17 protein-coding genes are annotated in these 22,183 nt (G+C 52.5%); 11 read left to right on the top strand and 6 right to left on the bottom strand.

Annotated elements, in window-relative coordinates:
* Positions 1-109: 109 nt before the first annotated feature.
* Positions 110-550: a lysozyme inhibitor LprI family protein gene (locus tag EIP93_RS21090; protein ID WP_044207207.1), complete on the top strand. Its 441-nt coding sequence runs from the start codon at positions 110-112 to the stop codon at positions 548-550.
* Positions 551-651: 101 nt separating this feature from the next.
* Positions 652-1,395 (top strand): DUF2461 domain-containing protein, encoded by a 744-nt coding sequence (locus tag EIP93_RS21085; protein WP_125233228.1) that lies wholly within the window; start codon positions 652-654, stop codon positions 1,393-1,395.
* 18 nt (positions 1,396-1,413) lie between these two features.
* On the opposite strand, the gene EIP93_RS21080 is transcribed toward EIP93_RS21085, so the two are convergent.
* Entirely contained in the window at positions 1,414-2,214 is an 801-nt protein-coding gene (locus tag EIP93_RS21080) for a lysozyme inhibitor LprI family protein (protein WP_125233227.1), read from the bottom strand.
* Positions 2,211-3,101 (bottom strand): HTH-type transcriptional activator IlvY, encoded by an 891-nt coding sequence (gene ilvY, locus EIP93_RS21075; protein ID WP_102117067.1) that lies wholly within the window; start codon positions 3,099-3,101, stop codon positions 2,211-2,213. The genes EIP93_RS21080 and ilvY overlap by 4 nt, the downstream gene beginning before the upstream one ends.
* A gap of 204 nt (positions 3,102-3,305) precedes the next feature.
* Between ilvY and ilvC the strand changes: the two genes are divergently transcribed.
* The gene (gene ilvC / locus EIP93_RS21070) at positions 3,306-4,784 is read left to right on the top strand and encodes a ketol-acid reductoisomerase (RefSeq protein WP_039487964.1); all 1,479 of its coding nucleotides are present in this window, start codon (positions 3,306-3,308) and stop codon (positions 4,782-4,784) included.
* A gap of 75 nt (positions 4,785-4,859) precedes the next feature.
* Here ilvC and EIP93_RS21065 read toward each other — a convergent pair whose 3' ends face one another.
* On the bottom strand, positions 4,860-5,528 hold the full coding sequence (locus EIP93_RS21065) for an NADPH-dependent F420 reductase (protein ID WP_103942840.1): 669 nt from the start codon (positions 5,526-5,528) through the stop codon (positions 4,860-4,862).
* A gap of 102 nt (positions 5,529-5,630) precedes the next feature.
* On the opposite strand from EIP93_RS21065, the gene EIP93_RS21060 reads away from it, so the two are divergent.
* Together EIP93_RS21060 and putA are read left to right on the top strand one after the other, a co-directional pair.
* A complete protein-coding gene (locus EIP93_RS21060) occupies positions 5,631-6,518 on the top strand; it encodes a LysR family transcriptional regulator (RefSeq protein WP_125233226.1) in 888 nt (295 codons plus the stop codon).
* 219 nt (positions 6,519-6,737) lie between these two features.
* Entirely contained in the window at positions 6,738-10,706 is a 3,969-nt protein-coding gene (putA, locus tag EIP93_RS21050; RefSeq protein ID WP_125233224.1) for a trifunctional transcriptional regulator/proline dehydrogenase/L-glutamate gamma-semialdehyde dehydrogenase, read from the top strand.
* Positions 10,707-10,799: 93 nt separating this feature from the next.
* Here putA and ppiC read toward each other — a convergent pair whose 3' ends face one another.
* On the bottom strand, positions 10,800-11,081 hold the full coding sequence (gene ppiC / locus EIP93_RS21045; RefSeq protein ID WP_010294655.1) for a peptidylprolyl isomerase PpiC: 282 nt from the start codon (positions 11,079-11,081) through the stop codon (positions 10,800-10,802).
* A 160-nt stretch (positions 11,082-11,241) separates the two neighbouring features.
* Between ppiC and rep the strand changes: the two genes are divergently transcribed.
* Entirely contained in the window at positions 11,242-13,263 is a 2,022-nt protein-coding gene (gene rep / locus EIP93_RS21040) for a DNA helicase Rep (protein ID WP_125233223.1), read from the top strand.
* 22 nt (positions 13,264-13,285) lie between these two features.
* Here rep and ppx read toward each other — a convergent pair whose 3' ends face one another.
* Both ppx and rhlB read right to left on the bottom strand, forming a co-directional pair.
* Positions 13,286-14,782 carry an exopolyphosphatase gene (gene ppx, locus EIP93_RS21035; protein WP_103862725.1) on the bottom strand — a complete coding sequence of 499 codons (1,497 nt, stop codon included), beginning with the start codon at positions 14,780-14,782 and terminating at the stop codon, positions 13,286-13,288.
* A 6-nt stretch (positions 14,783-14,788) separates the two neighbouring features.
* Entirely contained in the window at positions 14,789-16,078 is a 1,290-nt protein-coding gene (gene rhlB / locus EIP93_RS21030) for an ATP-dependent RNA helicase RhlB (RefSeq protein WP_095993107.1), read from the bottom strand.
* Positions 16,079-16,196: 118 nt separating this feature from the next.
* Between rhlB and trxA the strand changes: the two genes are divergently transcribed.
* From trxA to wecB, 5 genes are all read left to right on the top strand, one after another.
* Positions 16,197-16,523 (top strand): thioredoxin TrxA, encoded by a 327-nt coding sequence (gene trxA / locus EIP93_RS21025; protein WP_010283883.1) that lies wholly within the window; start codon positions 16,197-16,199, stop codon positions 16,521-16,523.
* 495 nt (positions 16,524-17,018) lie between these two features.
* Positions 17,019-18,278: a transcription termination factor Rho gene (gene rho / locus EIP93_RS21020; protein ID WP_010283881.1), complete on the top strand. Its 1,260-nt coding sequence runs from the start codon at positions 17,019-17,021 to the stop codon at positions 18,276-18,278.
* A 480-nt stretch (positions 18,279-18,758) separates the two neighbouring features.
* Positions 18,759-19,856, top strand: a complete 1,098-nt coding sequence (gene wecA / locus EIP93_RS21015) for a UDP-N-acetylglucosamine--undecaprenyl-phosphate N-acetylglucosaminephosphotransferase (RefSeq protein WP_125233222.1) — start codon at positions 18,759-18,761, stop codon at positions 19,854-19,856.
* A gap of 21 nt (positions 19,857-19,877) precedes the next feature.
* Positions 19,878-20,936, top strand: coding sequence for an ECA polysaccharide chain length modulation protein (gene wzzE, locus EIP93_RS21010; protein ID WP_103971718.1), 1,059 nt, complete (start codon positions 19,878-19,880; stop codon positions 20,934-20,936).
* Positions 20,937-20,991: 55 nt separating this feature from the next.
* Positions 20,992-22,110 carry a non-hydrolyzing UDP-N-acetylglucosamine 2-epimerase gene (gene wecB / locus EIP93_RS21005; protein ID WP_103862722.1) on the top strand — a complete coding sequence of 373 codons (1,119 nt, stop codon included), beginning with the start codon at positions 20,992-20,994 and terminating at the stop codon, positions 22,108-22,110.
* Positions 22,111-22,183: the final 73 nt, after the last annotated feature.

Here is a 22,183-nt window from a genome sequence, read left to right as displayed (position 1 = left end):
CACGCCGCCGATGGTGTTTCATAGACGGCGTAAATAAAATAGAGACTGATGCTTATTTATTGAGATTTGAGGCAGGAAGAAATCGAGCGGGTTATTTAAGGATGAAAAAATGAAAAATGTCTATTTATGTATGTTGATGCTATTTGCGGTGAACGGTATATCGCCTGCATTTGGTGAGATTTACTGGAGTAAATTAGATTCGATGGAAAAAATATTATGTAAAGATATTATGAAAGGGAAAAGCTATCACGAAGTGGATATTTGTATTGAGCGAATGCTTGCCGATTCTACAGAAAAACTAGAACAAAAAAATAAAGAAGTAATAAGCTTTCTGTCCACACTTATTACTATGGAAGATGAGGAAGATGCCGTTAAGCTTTTCAAGAAGGATCAAGCAGCTTGGGTAAATTATGTTACTCATCGTTGTGCATATAAGGGGTTTGACTACGAAAAAGATAGTCCTATTTATTTTGCTGGTAAAAGCCTTTGCGAGGCGGTAGAGAATTACAGGCGGATCGAGTCGCTAGACGGTGAGCTCAATATCCCTTAATACTCATCCTTTAGATAAGTGTGTCACGCCGCCGATGGTGTTTCGCCGTCGGCGGCGTTATCTTTAATGCCATCTGACAGCAACAGGGATGGCATTTCTTTATGGCAACGCAGTTCACAGGTTTTTCTCAAGCGGGTTTAACGTTTCTTCAGCAGGTGCGTCAGTACAACGATAAAGCGTGGTTTGACGAGCACCGTGCGGTTTACGATGAGCAACTGGTTGCGCCGTTCCGCACGCTGGTGGATGAACTCAGTCTGACCATGTTGCAGATTGACGACCATTTTGAAACGCGTCCTGCCATCGGCAAAACGCTCTCCCGTATTCACCGCGACACGCGTTTTTCTCACGATAAATCACGTTATCGCAGCCATATGTGGCTCACTTTCAAACGTACTCGCAAAGACTGGACGGACGCACCGGTGTATTTCTTTGAAATCACACCAGATACCTGGCGTTACGGGCTGGGCTATTACAGCGCGACGCGTAATACGATGGACCTGTTCCGTCAGACGCTGCGCGGGAATCCGTCACAGTTTCTTGAAGTGGCGAGCTGTTTGGGCAATACCTTCACGCTGGAAGGCGAAAGCTACAAACGTCCGTTGATTAAAGGTCAGGAGCCGGAACTGGCTGACTGGTACAACCGTAAGTCGTTTGCCGCGATATGTACCCGACAGGATATGGACGCGCTGTTTTCCGGTGACCTGGTGACGGTTCTGTCACAAGGTTTTACCCAGCTTGAACCGCTCTATCATTACCTGATGAATGTTGAAACCATGAAGAAAGCCGCGCAGGAAACGGAGTCCGATACGCGGGCATTTTCGCCGGATAAGTGGTTTGAACGCTAGGGCCAAAGTGAGCCAACGCTACGGCGTTTTCTGCGGCTCCAGTGGGATTTTATCGCGCTCCAGCAAATAGTTAAACAGGTAACCTTCTTCCCGATTGCTGCCGAAGGTGGCGATTTGCAGATGATCATCGTCAATGCAGGTGAGCAGTAATTTCACCTGCTGGCCGAAGCTGCTTTCGCCTTTGCCAATCGCTTGTACATCGCTCATCTGACGAGCCGTGAAGGCAGAATCATCCAGCTTGTTACCGTAGCGGAATGCAATGGATGCGCCGCCCTCAATCTTGCCGCGCTGGTTGGTCATCGTCAGGCTGACGGCGTGGTAGGGCGCTTTCTGGTCATACATTTCCCGAAAATAATCACCCAACTCGCGGTACTCTTCGGCGGAAAGCCCTGACATCACATACTCATAGCTGAATGAACCGTGGAAGCAGGACGTATTTTTAACTGGCGTAATCGGCGAGGGGAGTGCGTGCTGCGCGATGTCATTCAGATAGCGCAGCCGATTTAACTGCTGCTGATAGCGCTGGCGTAGACAGTCTTCGTCTTTGCATTGATCGCGGGTGGTCAGCCAACTGCGTTGAAACTGGTTGAGCGTTTTTTCCCACGGTGCACTGTTATCGTACGCCGTCAGGAACGCGCGGGAGGTCTTCCATGTCTGCGCCAGTTCTTCATCCAACTGTCCGAGCAGCGGGCTGGCGCAAATTAACTTCTCCTGCGCTGAGGCGGCTTTTTCGCAGGGAAAACTGGCGGCTTGCGCAGTGTGGCTGAGGGCGGCCAACGTCACCCCAGCGGCGATGATGGCAGTGAAGGCTATCTTCATGGCGTGTCCTGTAATATGTCCCAAAAGGCGGCAATCAGCGGCTCGCTAAGCCGTTTTTTCTGTACGCACACGCCGAGTTCTAGCGGCTCCATCACCTGTTCGACAAAGACAGAAACGCGGTTGCGTACCGGTTCCGGGCTGTTCTCCAGCACGACGTTGGGAATCAGCGCGATGCCGCAGCCTAGCGCGACCATCGATACCATCGCTTCATGCCCAGAGATGGTGGCGTAAATTTGCGGATTGGTGATGTGGTTGCGTCGGAACCACAGATCGATGCGCTTACGTACTGGGCCGTGTTCCGGCAGGATGAACGGAACCTGCGACCAGTCTGGGTCTGCTTGCCGCACCAGCGACTGCACAGGGCAGGGAAGAGCTGGGATAATCAACGCCAGAGGCAGCTTATCGAGCGGCATGAAATCAACGCTGGCTGGGAGCGCCTCCGGGCGTCCTGCAATCCCCAAATCCCCGTCATTCGACTGAATTTTCTCCACGGCATCGGCGGCATCGCCGGTTGTCAGCTTAATTTCTACCAGCGGGTGCAGCGCCCGAAAGCGATCCAGAATCGGCGGCAGGTGGCTGTAGGCGGCGGTGACGGAACAGAAGATCCGCAGCTCGCCGCTTAATGATGGCCCATGCTGGTCTATCGTATGGCGTAGCTGCTGGTATTGCAGTAGCGTTTGCTGGGCGAACAGCTTTAGATGCTCTCCGGCATCGGTGAGCTGTACGGTACGGTTATCACGCAGAAACAGCGTCTGCCCTAAATCCTCTTCCAGCCGCTGAATTTGCCGCGACAGCGTGGATGGGCTGATGTGCATCGCCTTGGCGGTTCGGCCAAAATGCCGGCTTTCTGCGAGGTGCAGGAATAATTTTAGATCACGTAAATCCATGCGATGCAGGCCCCGTTTTTTATCTTGCAGCCGCTTTTTATCTTGCAACCGCTTTTGATCTTGCAAATAGTGCAATGTGACGTTGTTAATATATCAATTTAAGCAACGCAATTCCTGTCATATGATGGGGTCATAGTGAATTCCCATCTGGCGGGAATCCTTTTTACGAATAATAGACAAACAAAACCGTATACGGAGCACAACATGGCTAACTATTTCAACACATTAAACCTGCGTCAGCAGCTGGATCAATTGGGCAAGTGCCGCTTTATGGGGCGTGATGAATTTGCCGATGAGGCGAGCTACCTGAAAGGGAAAAAAGTGGTGATCGTCGGCTGTGGTGCTCAGGGTCTGAACCAGGGTCTGAACATGCGCGATTCTGGTCTGGATATCGCTTACGCCCTGCGTGCTGAAGCGATTGCCGAAAAACGCGCATCATGGCGCAAAGCGACCGAAAACGGCTTCACCGTTGGTACATACGAAGATCTGATCCCGCAGGCTGATCTGGTGGTTAACCTGACGCCGGACAAACAGCACTCCGCAGTGGTTCAGGCGGTACAACCGCTGATGAAACAGGGCGCAGCGCTGGGCTACTCTCACGGTTTCAACATCGTTGAAGTGGGCGAGCAAATCCGTAAAGACATCACCGTTGTGATGGTGGCTCCGAAGTGCCCAGGTACGGAAGTACGTGAAGAATACAAACGTGGTTTCGGTGTACCAACGCTGATCGCGGTTCACCCGGAAAACGATCCGAAAGGCGAAGGCATGGCCATCGCTAAAGCCTGGGCTGCGGCCACCGGCGGCCACCGTGCTGGCGTTCTGCAATCTTCTTTTGTTGCAGAAGTGAAATCTGACCTGATGGGTGAGCAAACTATTCTGTGTGGTATGTTGCAAGCGGGCTCGCTGCTGAGCTTCGACAAACTGGTTGCTGAAGGCACCGATCCGGCTTATGCAGAAAAACTTATTCAGTTCGGCTGGGAAACCATCACCGAAGCGCTGAAGCAAGGCGGGATCACGCTGATGATGGATCGCCTGTCTAACCCAGCGAAACTGCGTGCTTACGCACTGTCTGAGCAGCTGAAAGGCATCATGGCTCCGCTGTTCCAGAAACACATGGACGACATCATCTCCGGCGAATTCTCCAGCGGTATGATGGCTGACTGGGCGAACGATGACGTGAAACTGCTGACCTGGCGTGAAGAGACGGGCCAAACTGCATTCGAAAATGCACCGCAGTTCGACGGTAAAATCGCTGAGCAGGAATACTTTGATAACGGCGTGCTGATGGTTGCGATGGTGAAAGCGGGCGTTGAGTTGGCGTTTGAAACCATGGTGAGCTCTGGCATCATCGAAGAGTCGGCTTACTACGAATCACTGCATGAGTTGCCGCTGATCGCCAACACCATTGCGCGTAAGCGTCTGTATGAAATGAACGTGGTTATCTCTGATACCGCAGAATACGGTAACTACCTGTTCGCTAATGCTGCCGTTCCATTGCTGAAAGATGCGTTCATGGCCTCTCTGCAACCGGGCGATCTGGGCAAAGCGGTCGCGGGTACCGAAGTGGACAACGCACAGCTGCGTGATGTTAACGAAGCTATCCGTAACCACCCAATCGAAACCGTAGGCCACACGCTGCGCGGTTACATGAAAGACATGAAGCGTATCGCCGTTGCGGGTTAATGTTGTTTTGACGTTTACCGAAACACGATGATTTCTATGCTGCTCCCTTGGGGAGCAGCATTTTTTTATCCACGGTTATCCCTCACCTCGCGTTACTAGATCCTGTACTGGCCGTGTGTTGCGTGAGGCCAGCGCCAGCGCAGTAGTTAATTCTGCTTTTGTCATCCGTACGCAGTAAGACGGCATGTTTCTTTCAAAACGCCAGCCTTCAGACAAAGCACCAGCGTCTACCACATCAAATCCGAACGCGTCATAAAGCTCAGCCACCATCGCTTTTCCTTGAGGATCATCACCCGCAAGCGGTAGCGCTCGTCGATTAGGATGACCTGCGGATAAACCGTCTTTTTCCAGGTCCGTCATCGGGATCGCGTTAAATGCTTTGATGATTTTTGCACCGAGTAACGTCTCGGCCAGGAGTTCACTGGTCGTTGTTTTCTGTGCATCAAGCGTTATCACGCTGCCATCTCGTTCTGGGTAATAGTTGACGGCATCGATCGCTAACTTACCGTGTAATGCCTGCGCAGGAAGATTGCCGATAGCGGAGAGCGGAACCGCGATAACGACAATATCGCCAAACGCTGCGGCTTGTGTTGGGGTGCCAATGTCGCAGCCAATCATCGGCCGTAGGCTGAAAAGCGTTTGAGGGTCGCGTGAGTTGCTAAGCATGGTTTGATGTCCGGCTTGGATCGCCAGTTTAGCGATCGCCCGTCCGACAAAACCCGCGCCAATAATGCCAATTTTCATCTTTTTTCACCTTAATGGTTTTGAGATGAAAAGGTTAACCCTCTACTTTTTGAAGATAAAGTGTGTTATCTGAGAAGGATAAACAACAAAAATGAGGGAATCATGGATCGGTTTACCAGTATGAACATTTTTGTCAAAACTGTGGAGCTGGGATCTTTTGCTGCCGCCGCTGATGCGCTCACCCTTTCGCCACAGATGGTCGCAAAGTATGTGGCGTGGCTTGAGGCTCGGCTTGGTTCTCGGTTACTCAACCGTACGACCCGTCGTCAGAGCTTGACCGATGTCGGTCAGCGCTATTACGAACGCTGCAAAGTCGTTCTTGCTGAATTGCAGGCGGCGGATGATATTGCCCGGGAAATGCAGACGACGCCTTCGGGCATTATTCAGGTTAACGCCCCTGTAACCTGGGGATCGCATTTGCTTGCGCCGTTCATCACTCGTTATCTCGAACGTTATCCAGATACGCAGATCGCGTTAACGTTAAACGATCGTCAGGTTGACCCCATCGAAGAGGGGTTTGAAGTTGTTATCCGCATCGGAGAGTTGGCCGATAGTACGATGGTAGCCTGGCCGCTTCAGCCTTACTCGCTCATTGCCTGTGCATCGCCAGATTATGTGGCGCGCGCTGGTCTGCCTGATACGCCATCAAGCCTCGTCAATCATACGTGCCTGATTTATGGCGTGAAATCCGTCCTTACACCGTGCCGATGGATTTTTCAAAAAGAGGGAAAAACGGAAGAAGTCAGGCCGAAGGGCAGATTGTATGCAAATGACTGGAATGCGTTATTGCATGCCGCGATAGAAGGGTACGGCGTGACTCTTGGGCCAGAAGCGGTGTTGCGTAAGGAAATTCAACGTGGGCGTCTGATTCAGGTGTTGTCTGATTATGACGGGCCTGTGCGTCCCGTACATGTCATGGTGCCTTCTGTGAGGCGATTAACGGTCAAAGTGAAAACGTTTGTTGATGCGATCAGAACGAATTTCGGATAGTGGCGGTATGCTGCTTCTGCTTGATTGAAGCGGTCGGTAATCGCTTTTGATGGTGCTTTACCCAGCAGGCTGAGGATGAAAATAGTCAGGCAGTTGAAGATAAAACCGGAGATGATGGGCTGCAATCGCTCCATTTGCTAACAAGGTTGCACAAAGTTGCAACATGATTGATATTGGCGTTATCCCGATGTGCATCTTCTTATTACAGGAGTGGACTCTATGGGCTCTACCACGATGGGTGTAAAACTCGATGAGGAAACGCGCGAACGCATCAAGGCGGCAGCACAGCGTATTGATCGCACACCGCACTGGCTGATCAAACAGGCTATTTTCCATTACCTCGAACGCCTCGAAAGTGGCCTCGACACTCCTGAAACACCGCAATGGGCGAACGTCAGCCACATTGAAGCGGAAGAGATTATGCCGCAATCTCAGGAAGAAGAAACCCACCCACCCTTTCTTAATTTCGCTGAACATGTTCTTCCTCAGTCCGTTATCCGCGCCGCCATTACTTCTGTTTACCGCCGTCCCGAAAATGAATTGGTGCCTATCTTGCTTGAACAGGCAAGACTTACCGATGAAATGTCGCAGTTAACGCAGAAACTGGCTTATCAACTGGCAGAAAAGTTACGCGGTCAGAAAGCTGGAAGTGGGCGTGCGGGCATTGTGCAAGGGCTGCTACAGGAATTCTCACTTTCTTCTCAGGAAGGGGTGGCGTTGATGTGTTTAGCCGAAGCGCTGCTGCGTATTCCTGATAAACCCACGCGTGATGCGCTGATCCGCGACAAGATCAGTCGGGGAAATTGGCAGGCGCATCTTGGTCACAGTCCGTCTCTCTTTGTGAATGCTGCAACCTGGGGGCTGCTGTTTACCGGAAAGCTGGTGGCGACGCACAACGAAGTGAATCTTTCGAATTCGCTGAACCGCATTATCGGGAAAAGTGGTGAGCCGCTTGTCCGCAAAGGCGTCGATATGGCTATGCGACTGATGGGGGAGCAGTTTGTCACGGGGGAAACCATGGGTGAAGCGCTGGCGAATGCCCGAGAACGGGAGAGCAAAGGCTTCCGTTACTCCTACGATATGTTAGGTGAAGCCGCGCTGACGGAGCACGATGCTGCCGCCTATCTGACGGCCTATCAGCAGGCGATTCACGCTATCGGCAAAGCCTCGAACGGGCGCGGGATTTATGAAGGGCCGGGCATCTCCATCAAGCTGTCGGCGCTGCACCCGCGCTATAGCCGGTCACAGTATGACCGTGTGATGGAAGAGCTTTATCCACGTTTGTTGATGCTGACGCTGCTGGCGCGTCAGTACGATATCGGGATCAATATCGACGCAGAGGAAGCCGACCGACTGGAGATCTCGCTCGATCTGCTGGAAAAACTCTGCATGGAGCCACAGTTGGCGGGGTGGAACGGTATCGGATTTGTCATTCAGGCTTATCAGAAACGCTGCCCGTATGTCATCGATGCGCTGATTGAGCTGGCACAGCGCAGCCGTCGACGGCTGATGATTCGTCTGGTGAAAGGGGCGTACTGGGACAGCGAAATCAAGCGCGCGCAGGTTGACGGGCTGGAAGGCTACCCAGTTTACACGCGTAAGGTCTATACCGATGTGGCTTATCTGGCGTGCGCCCGCAAGCTGCTGGCCGTACCGAATCTGATTTACCCGCAGTTCGCCACGCACAACGCGCAGACGGTAAGCGCGATCTACCACATGGCGGGCAACAATTATTATCCCGGTCAGTATGAGTTTCAGTGCCTGCACGGCATGGGTGAACCGCTCTACGATCAGGTGGTGGGCGCGGTTGCTGACGGAAAATTGAACCGTCCGTGTCGTATTTATGCTCCGGTCGGAACCCATGAAACACTGCTGGCTTATCTGGTGCGACGCCTGCTGGAAAACGGCGCGAATACCTCATTTGTTAATCGCATTGCGGATACCTCAATGGCGCTGGAAACGCTGATTGCCGATCCGATTCGTGGCGTAGAGGCGCTGGCAAAAGTGGAATGGATCATGGGCGCACCGCATCCGAAGATTCCTCTGCCACGTCAGCTATATGGGCGGGAACGGCAAAATTCGAGCGGGCTGGATCTCTCGAACGAGCATCGGCTGGCTTCGCTCTCCAGCGCGTTGCTAAATCACGCGTCACAGCCGTGGTACGCCGTACCGATGATTGAGGGGGAAAGCGAGGCAAGTGAAGAAAGGCCTGTCGTGAATCCCGCCGATGTACATGATGTGGTGGGCTATGTTCGCGATGCCTCCGTGGCAGATGTTGAGCAGGCGGTAGAAGCCGCGGTGCATGCGGGCACTATCTGGTTTGCGACGCCGCCCGCAGAGCGTGCTGCGATATTGAATCAGGCTGCCTCACTGATGGAAAGGCAGTTGCAAAGCCTGCTCGGGCTGCTGGTGCGGGAAGCGGGTAAATCTTTCAGTAACGCGATTGCGGAAGTGCGTGAAGCGGTGGACTTCTTACGCTATTACGCCGCTCAGGTTCGGGACACGTTCACCAATGATACCTATCGTCCGCTGGGGCCAGTGGTTTGCATCAGTCCGTGGAATTTCCCGCTGGCGATCTTCACCGGAGAAATTGCTGCTGCGCTGGCGGCTGGAAACAGCGTGCTAGCGAAGCCCGCTGAACAGACACCGCTGATTGCGGCGCAGGCGGTGCGTATTTTACGGGAAGCGGGTGTCCCTCAGGGCGTGCTGCAATTGCTGCCCGGACAGGGGGAAACGATTGGTGCGGCGTTGGTGAACGATGAGCGGGTACGCGGCGTAGTGTTTACCGGATCGACGACCGTTGCCAAAACCCTACAACGCGGTATCGCGGGCAGGCTCGACCCACAGGGGCGTTTGACGCCGCTGATTGCCGAAACGGGTGGCCTGAATGCGATGATTGTCGATTCGTCTGCGCTGACAGAACAGGTGGTGAATGACGTTATTGCCTCTGCATTCGACAGCGCCGGACAGCGTTGCTCGGCGCTGCGCCTTCTGTGCCTGCAAGAAGATATCGCGGATCGCACTCTGGCTATGCTGCGTGGCGCGATGGCGGAGTGTCGAATGGGGAATCCTGAACGGTTATCGACCGATATCGGCCCGCTGATTGACGCCGAGGCGAAAGAGAACGTGGAACTGCATATCCAGACGATGCGGGCGAAAGGCCATACCGTATTTCAGGCAGCGTATCCGCAGGATGAGGAGACGTGGCGGCATGGGACGTTTGTGAAACCGACCCTGATCGAACTGGGCAAGATAGACGAGCTGAAAAAAGAAGTTTTTGGTCCAGTTTTACACGTCGTTCGCTATCAAAGCCAGCTGTTGGATGCAGTGATTGAGCAGATCAACGCGGCGGGATACGGTCTGACGCTGGGTGTGCATACCCGCATTGATGAAACTATCCTGCGTGTGACGGGCAAGGCGAAAGTGGGTAACCAGTATGTGAATCGCAATATGGTCGGTGCTGTTGTCGGCGTTCAACCGTTTGGCGGGGAAGGTTTATCGGGAACCGGACCAAAGGCGGGCGGGCCGCTTTACCTGTATCGCTTGCTGGCACATCGGCCGGACGAGGCGCTTGCGGCAGAATTGGCTAGGCAGGCTCGTGAGCAAACGCTGGATGCGTCTGCCTCAACGTCGCTGCTGGCTGGGCTACAGGCGCTGGAAGACTGGGCTATTGCCGGGGAGCGTCACGGGCTAGCGACGTTATGCCAACGCTACAGAGAATATAGCGTCAGCGGGACAACGCGATTGCTGCCCGGCCCGACAGGGGAACGTAATTCCTATACGCTACTACCGCGTGAGCGGATTCTGTGTCTGGCGGATAATGAGGACGATCGCTTGATTCAGGCGGCAGCGGTGCTGGCGACAGGCGGGAAACTGCTGTGGCCGGAAGGTGAGCACGAGAAAATGCTTTATGGCCGTTTACCCTCAGGTGTGCAGTCGCATATTCAGTTCACGCCTGACTGGCAGCGGCAAGACGTGTCTTTTCATGGTGTCATTTATCATGGGGATGCCGATCGGTTACGGCAGTTGAGTGAGGGGCTTGCAGAGCGCGATGGCCCGATTATCCTGCTGTTAGGCTATGCGCAGGGCGATACCCACATTCAGTTGGAACGTCTGTTGATCGAACGTTCTCTGAGTATCAATACCGCCGCCGCAGGCGGTAATGCCAGCCTGATGACGATAGGTTAATAAGGCATTTAATAGAAAAAGCGCGCCAAACCAGAAGGTCGGCGCGCTTTTTATGTTCGGGGTGTCGGTGTGACGACTGAGTGGCGGTACAACTTAATTGCGGTACAACACCTTGATCACATGGTAGCCAAACTGGGTCTTCACCGGACCAAACGGTTTCAGCAATTCGCAGGAAAACACCGCCTTATCGAAAGCTGGCACCATGTCGCCTTTACGAAACTCACCTAAATCGCCGCCGTTGCGTTTTGACGGGCAGGTTGAGTGCTTCTGTGCCAGTTTCTGGAAATCTGCACCTTTTTCCAGTTGCGCAAGAATGTCATTAGCTTCCTGCTCAGTGTCTACCAGGATGTGTAGGGCTGCTGCGGTATTCGCCATGTTATTACCTTTTTTGCAAAAGAGATTCCGGCGCGCAATGTAACATTTGCAACGCAAGATGTGGACTGCGATGTGCTTTCCTTAATAACAAATCCCTGGTCAAGATCGATACGGCTTTCTGCTACAATCGCCTTCCGTTTTATGAGTGAGCAAGATCGTTATGCGCTTAAACCCCAGCCAACAACACGCCGTCGAATTCGTCACCGGACCTTGTCTGGTGCTGGCGGGCGCAGGTTCAGGCAAGACCCGCGTTATCACCAACAAAATCGCGCACCTTATTCGCCAGTGTGGCTATCAGGCTCGGCACATTGCCGCCGTGACGTTTACCAACAAAGCGGCACGAGAGATGAAGGAGCGCGTGGCGCAAACGTTGGGGCGCAAAGAAACGCGTGGGCTGATGATCGCGACCTTCCATACGCTGGGGTTGGAGATCATTAAACGTGAATACGTCGCGTTGGGCATGAAATCCAATTTCTCCCTATTTGACGATCAGGACCAGATGGCGCTGCTGAAAGAGCTGACGGAGCAGTGGCTGGAAAACGATAAAGTTCTGCTGCAACAGCTGATCTCGACGATCTCAAACTGGAAAAACGATCTTATCGATCCTGCTGGAGCGGCAGCAACTGCTCGCTCCGAACGCGACAAGCTGTTTGTGCATTGCTACTCGCTCTATCACGACCACCTTCGCGCCTGTAACGTGCTGGACTTCGACGATCTGATTTTGCTGCCCACGCTGTTGCTGAAGCAGAACACTGAGGTGCGTGAACGCTGGCAGAACCGCTTACGCTACCTGCTGGTGGATGAATATCAGGACACCAATACCAGCCAGTATGAGCTAGTGAAGCTGCTGGTCGGCACCCGTGCGCGTTTTACCGTGGTAGGGGATGACGATCAGTCTATTTATTCCTGGCGCGGTGCGCGACCGCAGAATCTGGTCTTGCTACAGCAGGATTTCCCCGCGCTTGACGTGATCAAGCTGGAACAAAATTACCGCTCATCCGGGCGTATTCTGAAAGCCGCCAATATTCTCATCGCCAATAACCCGCACGTCTTTGAAAAGCGTCTGTTCTCGGAGCTGGGTTACGGTGATGAACTCAAAGTGATTACCGCCAACAATGAAGATCACGAAGCAGAGCGGGTCGTGGGTGAGCTGATTGCTCATCACTTTATTAAAAAGACCCAGTACGGTGACTATGCCATTTTGTATCGTGGTAACCATCAATCGCGTTTGTTTGAAAAGATGCTGATGCAGAACCGTATTCCGTATCGCATCTCCGGTGGCACGTCCTTTTTCTCCCGACCTGAAATCAAAGATTTACTGGCCTATCTGCGCGTCCTGACCAACCCGGACGATGACAGTGCGTTCTTACGCATTGTGAACACGCCTAAGCGTGAGATTGGCCCGGCAACGATGAAGAAGCTGGGCGAGTGGGCAGGGCAGCGCAATAAAGGTCTGTTCAGCGCGAGTTTTGATCTCGGGCTGAGCCAGTCGCTGACCGGCCGTGGGCTGGAATCCCTGCAACGGTTTACCCAGTGGCTGGCGGAAATCGCCCGTCTGGCAGAGCATGAACCAGTCGCCGCTGTGCGAGATCTGATTCATGGGCTGGACTACGAAAGCTGGCTGTATGAAACCTCGCCGAGCCCAAAAGCCGCAGAAATGCGGATGAAGAACGTCAATCAGCTATTTAGCTGGATGACGGAAATGCTGGAAGGTTCCGAGCTGGATGAACCCATGACGCTAACGCAGGTGGTGACGCGTTTCACGCTGCGGGACATGATGGAACGTGGAGAGAGTGAAGAGGAACTGGATCAAGTTCAGCTAATGACGCTGCATGCATCCAAAGGCTTGGAATTCCCGTACGTCTTTCTAGTTGGGATGGAAGAAGGTCTGTTGCCGCACCAGAGCAGCATTGATGAAGATAACGTCGATGAAGAACGTCGTCTGGCATATGTGGGGATTACGCGCGCTCAGCGTGAACTGTTCTTCACATTGTGCAAAGAGCGCCGCCAGTATGGCGAGTTGGTGCGCCCCGAACCGAGTCGTTTCTTGCTTGAACTGCCGCAGGATGATGTGGTGTGGGAAACGGAAAGAAAAGTGGTTAGCGCACAAGAACGTATGCAGAAAGGTCAGACGAACGTCGCCAGTATCCGGGCGATGTTAGCAAAAGCCAAAGGGGAGTAAAGCATTCTCCCCTATGTACTCGTTAAGCGGGGGTCTCTTCCAGCATCAGGGGCCAGTGTACGTAACTCTGCCAGCGGCTTTCCTGTTCCAGCATTTCTGTCCGTAACGGGTGCTGAGCCAGCCAACCGGCGGGCAGAATCAAACGCAATGCTTCACCTTCTACGCGTAGCCGTACTGCTGGCAGCGTGTCATCGCGGCGGCGGCTGGCAAAAATAATCGCCAGACGCAACAGGCGGCACAGGCGCTGTGCCTGATTGACCGGCAGCGCATTTTGCTGACTGAGCGGCATTAAATCGACAGGGTTAATCTGGTTTTGCAGGAGCGTAGCTAACAACTTCTTCTGGGCGGGCGTAAAGCCGGGGAGATCGCTATGACGAATCAAATAGGCCGCATGCTGGGGTGACTGGCGAAAATCAATGCTCAAACCGATTTCGTGCACCAGACAGGCGCTGCGCAGTAACTCGCGACATCGGTTATCTAACTGCCAGTCACGGGCAACCTGTTGCAGAAAGTTGTCCGCCAGTGTGCTGACACGTTTAGCCTGCTCGGTATCCAGCAAATAGCGGCGTTGCAGCGTCGCTAACGTACGGTGACGGATATCTTGGTCGACGGGCAGATGCAGCATGCCATACACCAGTCCTTCACGCAGCGCGCCTCCGGCCAGCGTCATCGTTTTGATGTCGAGCTCCTGGAAGATCGCCAGCAGAATGGCTAATCCGCTGGGGAAAACCAGTGCGCGTTCCAGCGTCAGGCCATCAATTTCCAATTCTTCCAGCTTATCGCACTGAATCGCATGCTCTTTAAGCTGTCTGAGCTTCGGCAGAGTAATGTATTCATCCATTCCCTGCGCGACCATAATTTCCTGTAGCGCTTGAACTGTGCCGGAAGCACCGACGCAGATTTGCCAGCCCTGTTCGCGCAGAGAAGCCGCGACAGGACGCAGCATTTCACGCGCCGCCTGTTCAGCGCGTTCAAAGTTACCGGCTTCCAGATTGCGGTCGCTGAAATAACGATCCAGCCAGGTTACGCATCCCATCGGGAGGCTGATTAACTGAGTCGTCTTTGCGCCGATTCCCGTTGCCAGTTCGGTACTGCCACCGCCAATATCCACGACCAGACGCGCGTCTGGGCCACCTGTCGTATGTGCCACACCTTGATAAATCAAGCGTGCTTCTTCTTCACCGCTGATAACTTGAATCGGCAAGCCCAGAATTTCCTGAGCCCGTTGCAGAAACTCGTCAGCGTTCGTTGCCAGACGCAGGGTTGCGGTCGCGACGACGCGCACCTGATCCTGCGGAATGTCCTGCAACCGTTCGGAGAACAGTTGTAGACACTGCCAGCCACGCTGCATCGCTTCCTGCGAGAGCCGATTCTGTTTATCCAGCCCTGCCGCAAGGCGGACTTTACGCTTTATTTTCGCCAGCGTCTGAATGCTGCCTGCGGTTTCCCGGGTGACCAGCATATGGAAGCTGTTCGAGCCGAGATCGATGGCAGCGTAAAGTGAAGAAGAGCTCAGCATCGACGGTTATTCCGCTCGTTTACGGTTATTACGGGGCGCTCCGCTGCGGCGCGGCGCATTGTGTCGGCGCGGGCCATTATTGGAACGCGGTGGACGCGTTAAACGCTTCGGCGCAGGTAAATCATTCATCAGCGCGTCACTGTTGTATTTGCTGACCGGGATACCGTGACCGATATAGGTTTCGATAGCTGGGAGATTCAGCGCGTACTCTTCACAGGCCAGGCTGATAGAGAATCCGCTTTGTCCCGCACGGCCCGTACGACCAATACGGTGAACGTAGTCTTCGCAGTCATCCGGCAGATCGTAGTTGAAAACGTGGGTCACGGAAGGAATATGCAAACCGCGAGCTGCAACGTCCGTTGCCACCAGAATATCCAGATTACCCTGGGTAAATTCTTCCAGAATACGCAGACGTTTTTTCTGCGCGACGTCGCCCGTCAGTAGCCCAACGCGATGGCCGTCGGCAGCCAGATGGCCCCAGACGTCTTCGCAACGATGCTTGGTATTTGCGAAAATAATGCAGCGGTCAGGCCACTCTTCTTCCAGCAGCGTCTGGAGCAGGCGCATTTTTTCTTCGTTGGACGGATAAAACAGTTCTTCTGTAATACGGTGGCCGGTTTTCTGTTCCGGTTCGACTTCCACATACTCGGCGTTATTCATCTGTTCAAACGCGAGTTCACGCACTCGGTAGGAGAGCGTAGCGGAAAAGAGCATGTTCAAGCGCTGTGCCGCTGCGGGCATGCGGCGGAATAGCCAGCGAATGTCTTTGATGAAGCCGAGATCGTACATGCGATCGGCTTCGTCCAGCACGACAACCTGAATCGCGCCGAGATTAATATGGTTCTGTTTGGCGTAGTCGATCAGGCGACCGGTGGTGCCGATCAGAATATCAACGCCGCTTTCCAGCACTTTAAGCTGTTTGTCGTAGCCGTCGCCACCGTAGGCTAAACCTAATTTTAGCCCAGTTGCATGAGACAGCGCTTCTGCATCCGAGTGAATCTGGACAGCCAATTCACGGGTTGGTGCCATAATTAAAGCACGTGGCTGGTTGGTCTGACGCTCTGCATTTGCAGGGTGTGAAAGCAGATAATGGAAAGTAGACGCAAGAAAAGCCAGCGTCTTGCCGGTACCGGTTTGCGCCTGACCCGCAACATCACGCCCTGACAGAGCCAATGGCAGAGCTAACGCCTGAATAGGCGTACAGTTATGAAACCCTTTACTTTCAAGAGCTTCAATAACCTGCGGGTGCAGGGCGAAGTCGGAAAACTTCTGTTCAGTTAAGTGTGTTTTGCTCATAGTGTGGTAGAATATCAGCTAACTATTGCTTTACGAAAGCGTATCCGGTGAAATAAAGTCAAGCCGTTGTTGGTTAATGCTACACCAACAAGGTAGAAATAATCCTGCGGAGTAAAATATGAGCGATAAAATAATTCACCTGACTGATGACAGCTTCGGCACGAAAGTATTGCAAGCTGAGGGCGCTATCTTGGTTGATTTCTGGGCTGAGTGGTGTGGTCCTTGCAAAATGATCGCTCCTATTCTGGATGAAATTGCCGAAGAGTTTGAAGGTAAACTGACGGTTACCAAGTTGAACATTGATGAAAACCCGGCTACCGCACCAAAATATGGTATCCGTGGCATCCCTACTCTGCTGCTGTTTAAAAACGGCGAAGTCGCTGCGACGAAAGTCGGCGCACTGTCCAAAGGGCAACTGAAAGAGTTCCTGACGGCAAATCTGTAATTAGCTTGATACCCTTCTAAAGGGTGTTGCCGACGAGCGCAATTGGGCAATATGTAATTCTCATATTGACTGCTTGCCGCTCGTCGGGAAGCATGTTAGATTCTTCATCACTGCATATCGTACTTGCCTATGTTTAAGCCCTTAGGCTTAAGCCTGAAAGTTAGAGTCTAAAGCATTATTCTGTGTCGAAATCGAAAAAATCGTTGTTTTACAAGGTAATTGTTCTACAAGACGATTGTTTTACAACACGTTTGTGATCCGATTTGGGCAGTCTGCTAGTTTTACAATAATTGGTTTTATGTGTCTTCGATCTCCTGCCGTTGATTTATGCGGATATCGTTTATGCGGATGTTGTTTTGCGCGGATTTAATGCGCTTCAGGTGTGAAACCAGACAGGAATCCGGTGGTTGAAGGCTGTTATAGAGGCACGGATGATCCTGCCATACCATTCACGTTATAGTTCGAGATTTACCCCGAGTTAAAGAACCCACCACTATGAATCTTACCGAATTAAAGAATACGCCAGTTTCTGAGTTAATTACTCTTGGCGAAAATATGGGACTGGAAAACCAGGCCCGCATGCGCAAACAGGATATTATCTTCGCTATTCTGAAACAGCATGCCAAAAGCGGCGAGGATATTTTCGGCGATGGTGTGCTGGAGATATTGCAGGATGGCTTCGGCTTTCTCCGCTCCGCAGACAGCTCCTACCTCGCAGGCCCCGATGATATCTACGTTTCTCCCAGCCAAATCCGCCGTTTTAACCTCCGCACTGGTGACACCATTTCTGGCAAGATTCGTCCGCCGAAAGAGGGTGAACGCTACTTTGCGCTGCTGAAAGTTAACGAAGTCAACTACGACAAACCTGAAAACGCCCGCAACAAGATCCTGTTCGAAAACTTAACACCGCTGCACGCAAACTCTCGTCTGCGTATGGAACGTGGTAACGGTTCGACAGAAGATCTGACGGCGCGTGTGCTGGATCTGGCTTCGCCGATCGGCCGTGGTCAACGTGGTTTGATCGTTGCACCGCCAAAAGCGGGTAAAACCATGCTGCTGCAGAACATCGCGCAGAGCATCGCTTACAACCATCCTGACTGCGTGCTGATGGTGCTGCTGATTGACGAGCGTCCGGAAGAAGTTACCGAGATGCAGCGTCTGGTGAAGGGTGAAGTGGTTGCGTCAACGTTTGACGAACCCGCTTCCCGTCACGTTCAGGTTGCCGAAATGGTGATCGAAAAAGCGAAGCGTCTGGTTGAGCATAAGAAAGACGTTATCATCCTGCTGGACTCCATTACTCGTCTGGCGCGTGCCTACAACACCGTGGTTCCGGCTTCGGGCAAAGTGTTGACGGGTGGTGTGGATGCCAACGCCCTGCATCGTCCGAAGCGTTTCTTCGGTGCGGCGCGTAACGTTGAGGAAGGCGGTAGCCTGACAATCATCGCCACCGCGCTGGTTGATACCGGTTCTAAGATGGACGAAGTGATTTACGAAGAATTTAAAGGTACAGGTAATATGGAACTGCACCTGGCGCGTAAAATCGCAGAAAAACGCGTGTTCCCAGCGATTGATTACAACCGTTCCGGTACGCGTAAAGAAGAACTGCTTACCACCTCTGAAGAATTGCAGAAGATGTGGATTCTACGCAAGATCATCCACCCAATGGGTGAGATCGACGCGATGGAATTCCTCATCAACAAGTTGGCGATGACGAAAACCAACGATGAATTCTTCGATATGATGAAACGTTCATAAATCCGGGCGTTCATCTATTATATATACCCTAAATAATTCGAGTTGCAGGACAAAACGCTAGCGTTTTGAACAACGCAAAGCGTTGGCCCGTCAGGGCGAGGTACATTTATGTGCCTTGTAACGCGGCAAGCGCACGAATCCCCAGGAGCTTACATCAGTAAGTGACTGGGGTGAGTAAGGACAAATTGGTTTAGCCAATTTGAACGCCGCTTGCGGCGGCCCCTCAGGGTGAGGCTCAGAGATGAGCCGAGTATTGCCAACGCACATGCGGCTTGAAGTATGACGGGTACATTACGGATAACTCGGGGAACGCCACGCTGGGTCGTGGCGTTTTTTTATCCCCCAATTGATCGGATGTGAAGGGGCTTTCTACTGGTAAGACTGGGTTATCACTCAATTTGTACTGGCGATCAATGTGGGCGATAGGATATAAGGCGTAAACCGAGTCTATACTGAACAGCTACAGCGCAGCTGTTAACGGTGAACTTACTCACTATGAGTACCGAATTACTATTTATTTTCTTGTTTTCTTTAGGCTTCCTTTTTTTTGCTCGCAGCATCGCGGGTAAAATAGGGCTTGTCGATCGTCCCAACTACCGTAAACGCCATCGGGGTCTTGTGCCTCTGGTTGGTGGTATTTCCGTGTATGCGGGTATCTGTTTTACCTACTTTATTACCGATCAATATATCCCCAATTTCCGTCTTTATCTGATGTGCGCGGGTGTGCTGGTGTTTATCGGCATGCTGGACGATCGTTTTGATATCAGCGTAAAAATTCGTGCCGTTGTGCAGGCGCTTGTCGCTGTGGTGATGATGGTTTTTGCTGGCTTGACGATACACAACCTGGGATACATTTTCGGCCCATGGCAAATGGGGCTGGGGCCGTTTGGCTATCTGGTCACGCTGTTTGCGGTTTGGGCGGCGATCAATGCGTTCAATATGGTCGACGGGATCGATGGATTGCTCGGCGGATTGTCCAGCGTCTCATTTGGGGCGATGGGGATTTTGCTGTACCTGAGCGGCCACACGAATCTGGCATTGTGGTGTTTCGCCATGATTGCGGCGACGTTGCCTTATATTCTGCTTAACCTCGGCATGTTTGGGCCACGCTACAAGGTCTTCATGGGCGATGCTGGTAGCACGATGATTGGCTTCACGGCTATCTGGCTCCTGATTCAAACGACGCAAGGCCCACAGCATCCGATTAACCCGGTTACGGCACTGTGGATCATCGCTATCCCGCTGATCGATATGATTGCCATTATGTATCGGCGCTTGCGCAAAGGGATGAGCCCGTTCTCGCCTGACCGACAGCATATCCATCATTTAATGATGCGGGCTGGCTTTTCTTCCCGTCAGGCATTTGTGTTGATTACGCTTGCTGCCGCCTTGTTGGCAGCGGTCGGCGTGTTGGGAGAATATTTCTTTTTCATACCCGAATGGTTCATGTTGGCATTATTCTTGCTTGCATTTCTACTGTATGGCTACTGCCTGAAACGAGCATGGCGGGTCGCCCGTTTTATCAAGCGAATCAAACGCCGTATGCGGCATTCTGATGAGCAAAAGCAGTCATCCTGACCAAATAATTTTGGGGAAGTAATGAAATCAGAGAACTTGTCTACCGGGAATGCATTGATTGATAACGAATTGGATATCCGTGGTTTATTTCGCCTGTTGTGGCGTGGAAAGGTATGGCCGATAGCGATCGGCCTGCTTTTTGCCATTGTGGCATTAGGCTATTCCTATCTTGTTAAACAGGAGTGGAGCGCGACAGCGATTACCGACAAACCGACGGTCAATATGCTGGGCGGGTATTATTCGCAGCAGCAATTCCTGCGTAACCTCGACGCCCGCTCTTTTTCCACGCCTCAGCCTGAGCAACCGTCTATTTCGGCTGATGCTTATGACGAATTCATCATGCAATTAGCGGCCTATGATACTCGCCGCGATTTCTGGTTACAGACTGACTATTATAAGCAGCGTCTGGAAGGTGATGGAAAAGCTGATGCGGCTCTGCTGGATGAACTGGTTAACAACATTCAGTTTACGCCGCGCGACAGCGGGAAAAAAACCAATGATTCTGTGAAGCTGGTGGCGGAAACCTCTGCGGATTCCAATACGTTGCTTCGTCAGTACGTGGTTTTTGCCAGCCAGCGTGCAGCCAGCCACCTGAATGAAGAGATCAAGGGGGCTTGGGCTGCCAGAACCATTTTCATGAAGTCGCAGATCAAGCGTCAGGAAGCAGTAGCAAAAGCGATTTACGATCGCGAAGTCCGCAGCCTTGAACTGGCGCTGAAAATCGCCCAGCAGCAAGGTATTAGCCGTAGCCAGACGGATACGCCAGCAGACGAAATCCCCGCATCAGAAATGTTCCTGCTTGGCAGGCCGATGCTTCAAGCCCGACTGGAAACGTTGCAGACCAGCGGCCCGCACTATGAACTGGATTACGATCAAAATCGCGCGATGTTGGCGACGCTGAACGTCGGCCCAACGCTTGAGGGCAGTTTCCAGACATATCGTTATTTGCGTACGCCGGAAGAACCGGTGAAGCGCGACAGCCCGCGCCGGGCATTCCTGATGGTGATGTGGGGTGCAATTGGTGCGCTCGTCGGCGCGGGTGTTGCCTTGGCTCGCCGTCCGCGCCAACCAGCTTGCTGATTCGCGTCTGATGCTCAGCGAGCGTCTGCGTCTAACCTGATTAAAGAGATTCAATGTGAAAGTATTGACTGTTTTCGGCACCCGGCCGGAAGCCATAAAAATGGCACCGCTGGTTCATGCCTTGGCTCAGGATGGAGCCTTTGAATCGAGAATTTGCGTAACAGCCCAGCACCGGGAGATGCTGGATCAGGTGCTGCGTTTGTTCGATATTACGCCGGATTACGATCTGGATATTATGCGACCGGGACAGGGACTCAGTGAGATATCCTGCCGGATTTTATCGGGACTTGAACCCGTTATGGCGGAGTTCAAACCAGATCTGGTGTTGGTACACGGCGATACCACCACGACGTTGGCAACCAGCCTAGCGGCTTTTTATCAGCGTATCCCCGTCGGCCACGTAGAAGCGGGATTGCGTACTGGCAATCTCTACTCGCCCTGGCCGGAAGAGGCTAACCGCAAATTGACCGGACATTTGGCGATGTACCATTTCGCCCCGACGGAAAATTCCCGCCAAAATTTACTGCGTGAGCATCTGTCTGACCGGCATATTTTTGTGACGGGTAATACGGTGATTGATGCGCTGTTCTGGGTGCGCGATCGTATTCTCGGGGACGCCGCGTTACGCCGCAGCCTCGATGAAAAATATGCTTTTTTAGACGACAACAAGAAGCTGATTCTGGTTACTGGACACCGTCGCGAGAGTTTTGGCGGTGGCTTTGAGCGTATTTGCAGCGCGCTGGCCGATATCGCCCGTCGACACCCTGAAGTACAAATTGTGTATCCGGTCCATTTGAATCCTAACGTCAGTGAACCGGTGAATCGCATATTGAGCGGCATTGATAATGTGATGCTAATTGCGCCGCAGGACTATCTGCCTTTCGTGTATTTGATGAATCGTTCTTACATGATTTTGACTGACTCTGGCGGGATTCAGGAAGAGGCTCCGTCGTTAGGCAAGCCCGTATTGGTGATGCGTGATACGACAGAACGGCCGGAGGCCATTGAAGCTGGTACGGTCAAGCTGGTAGGTACGGAAGTAACCAGCATTGTCGATGCGGTATCTATGCTGTTGACGGATGAAGAGGCGTATCAGGCAATGAGTCGCGCTCATAACCCTTATGGTGATGGACAAGCCTGTCAACGCATCGTTGATGCTTTAAAAAATCGCTAGGAGCGATTTTAAACGTCGCTATGCGACGGCCCGAAGGGGGTCGGGCAAGGATAGCCCGACATAAAAAATCGCT

The sequence above is a fragment of the Pectobacterium versatile genome (assembly GCF_003932035.1).
In the GTDB taxonomy this organism is placed as follows: domain Bacteria; phylum Pseudomonadota; class Gammaproteobacteria; order Enterobacterales; family Enterobacteriaceae; genus Pectobacterium; species Pectobacterium versatile.
This window is presented reverse-complemented; position numbering and strand designations above follow the sequence as displayed.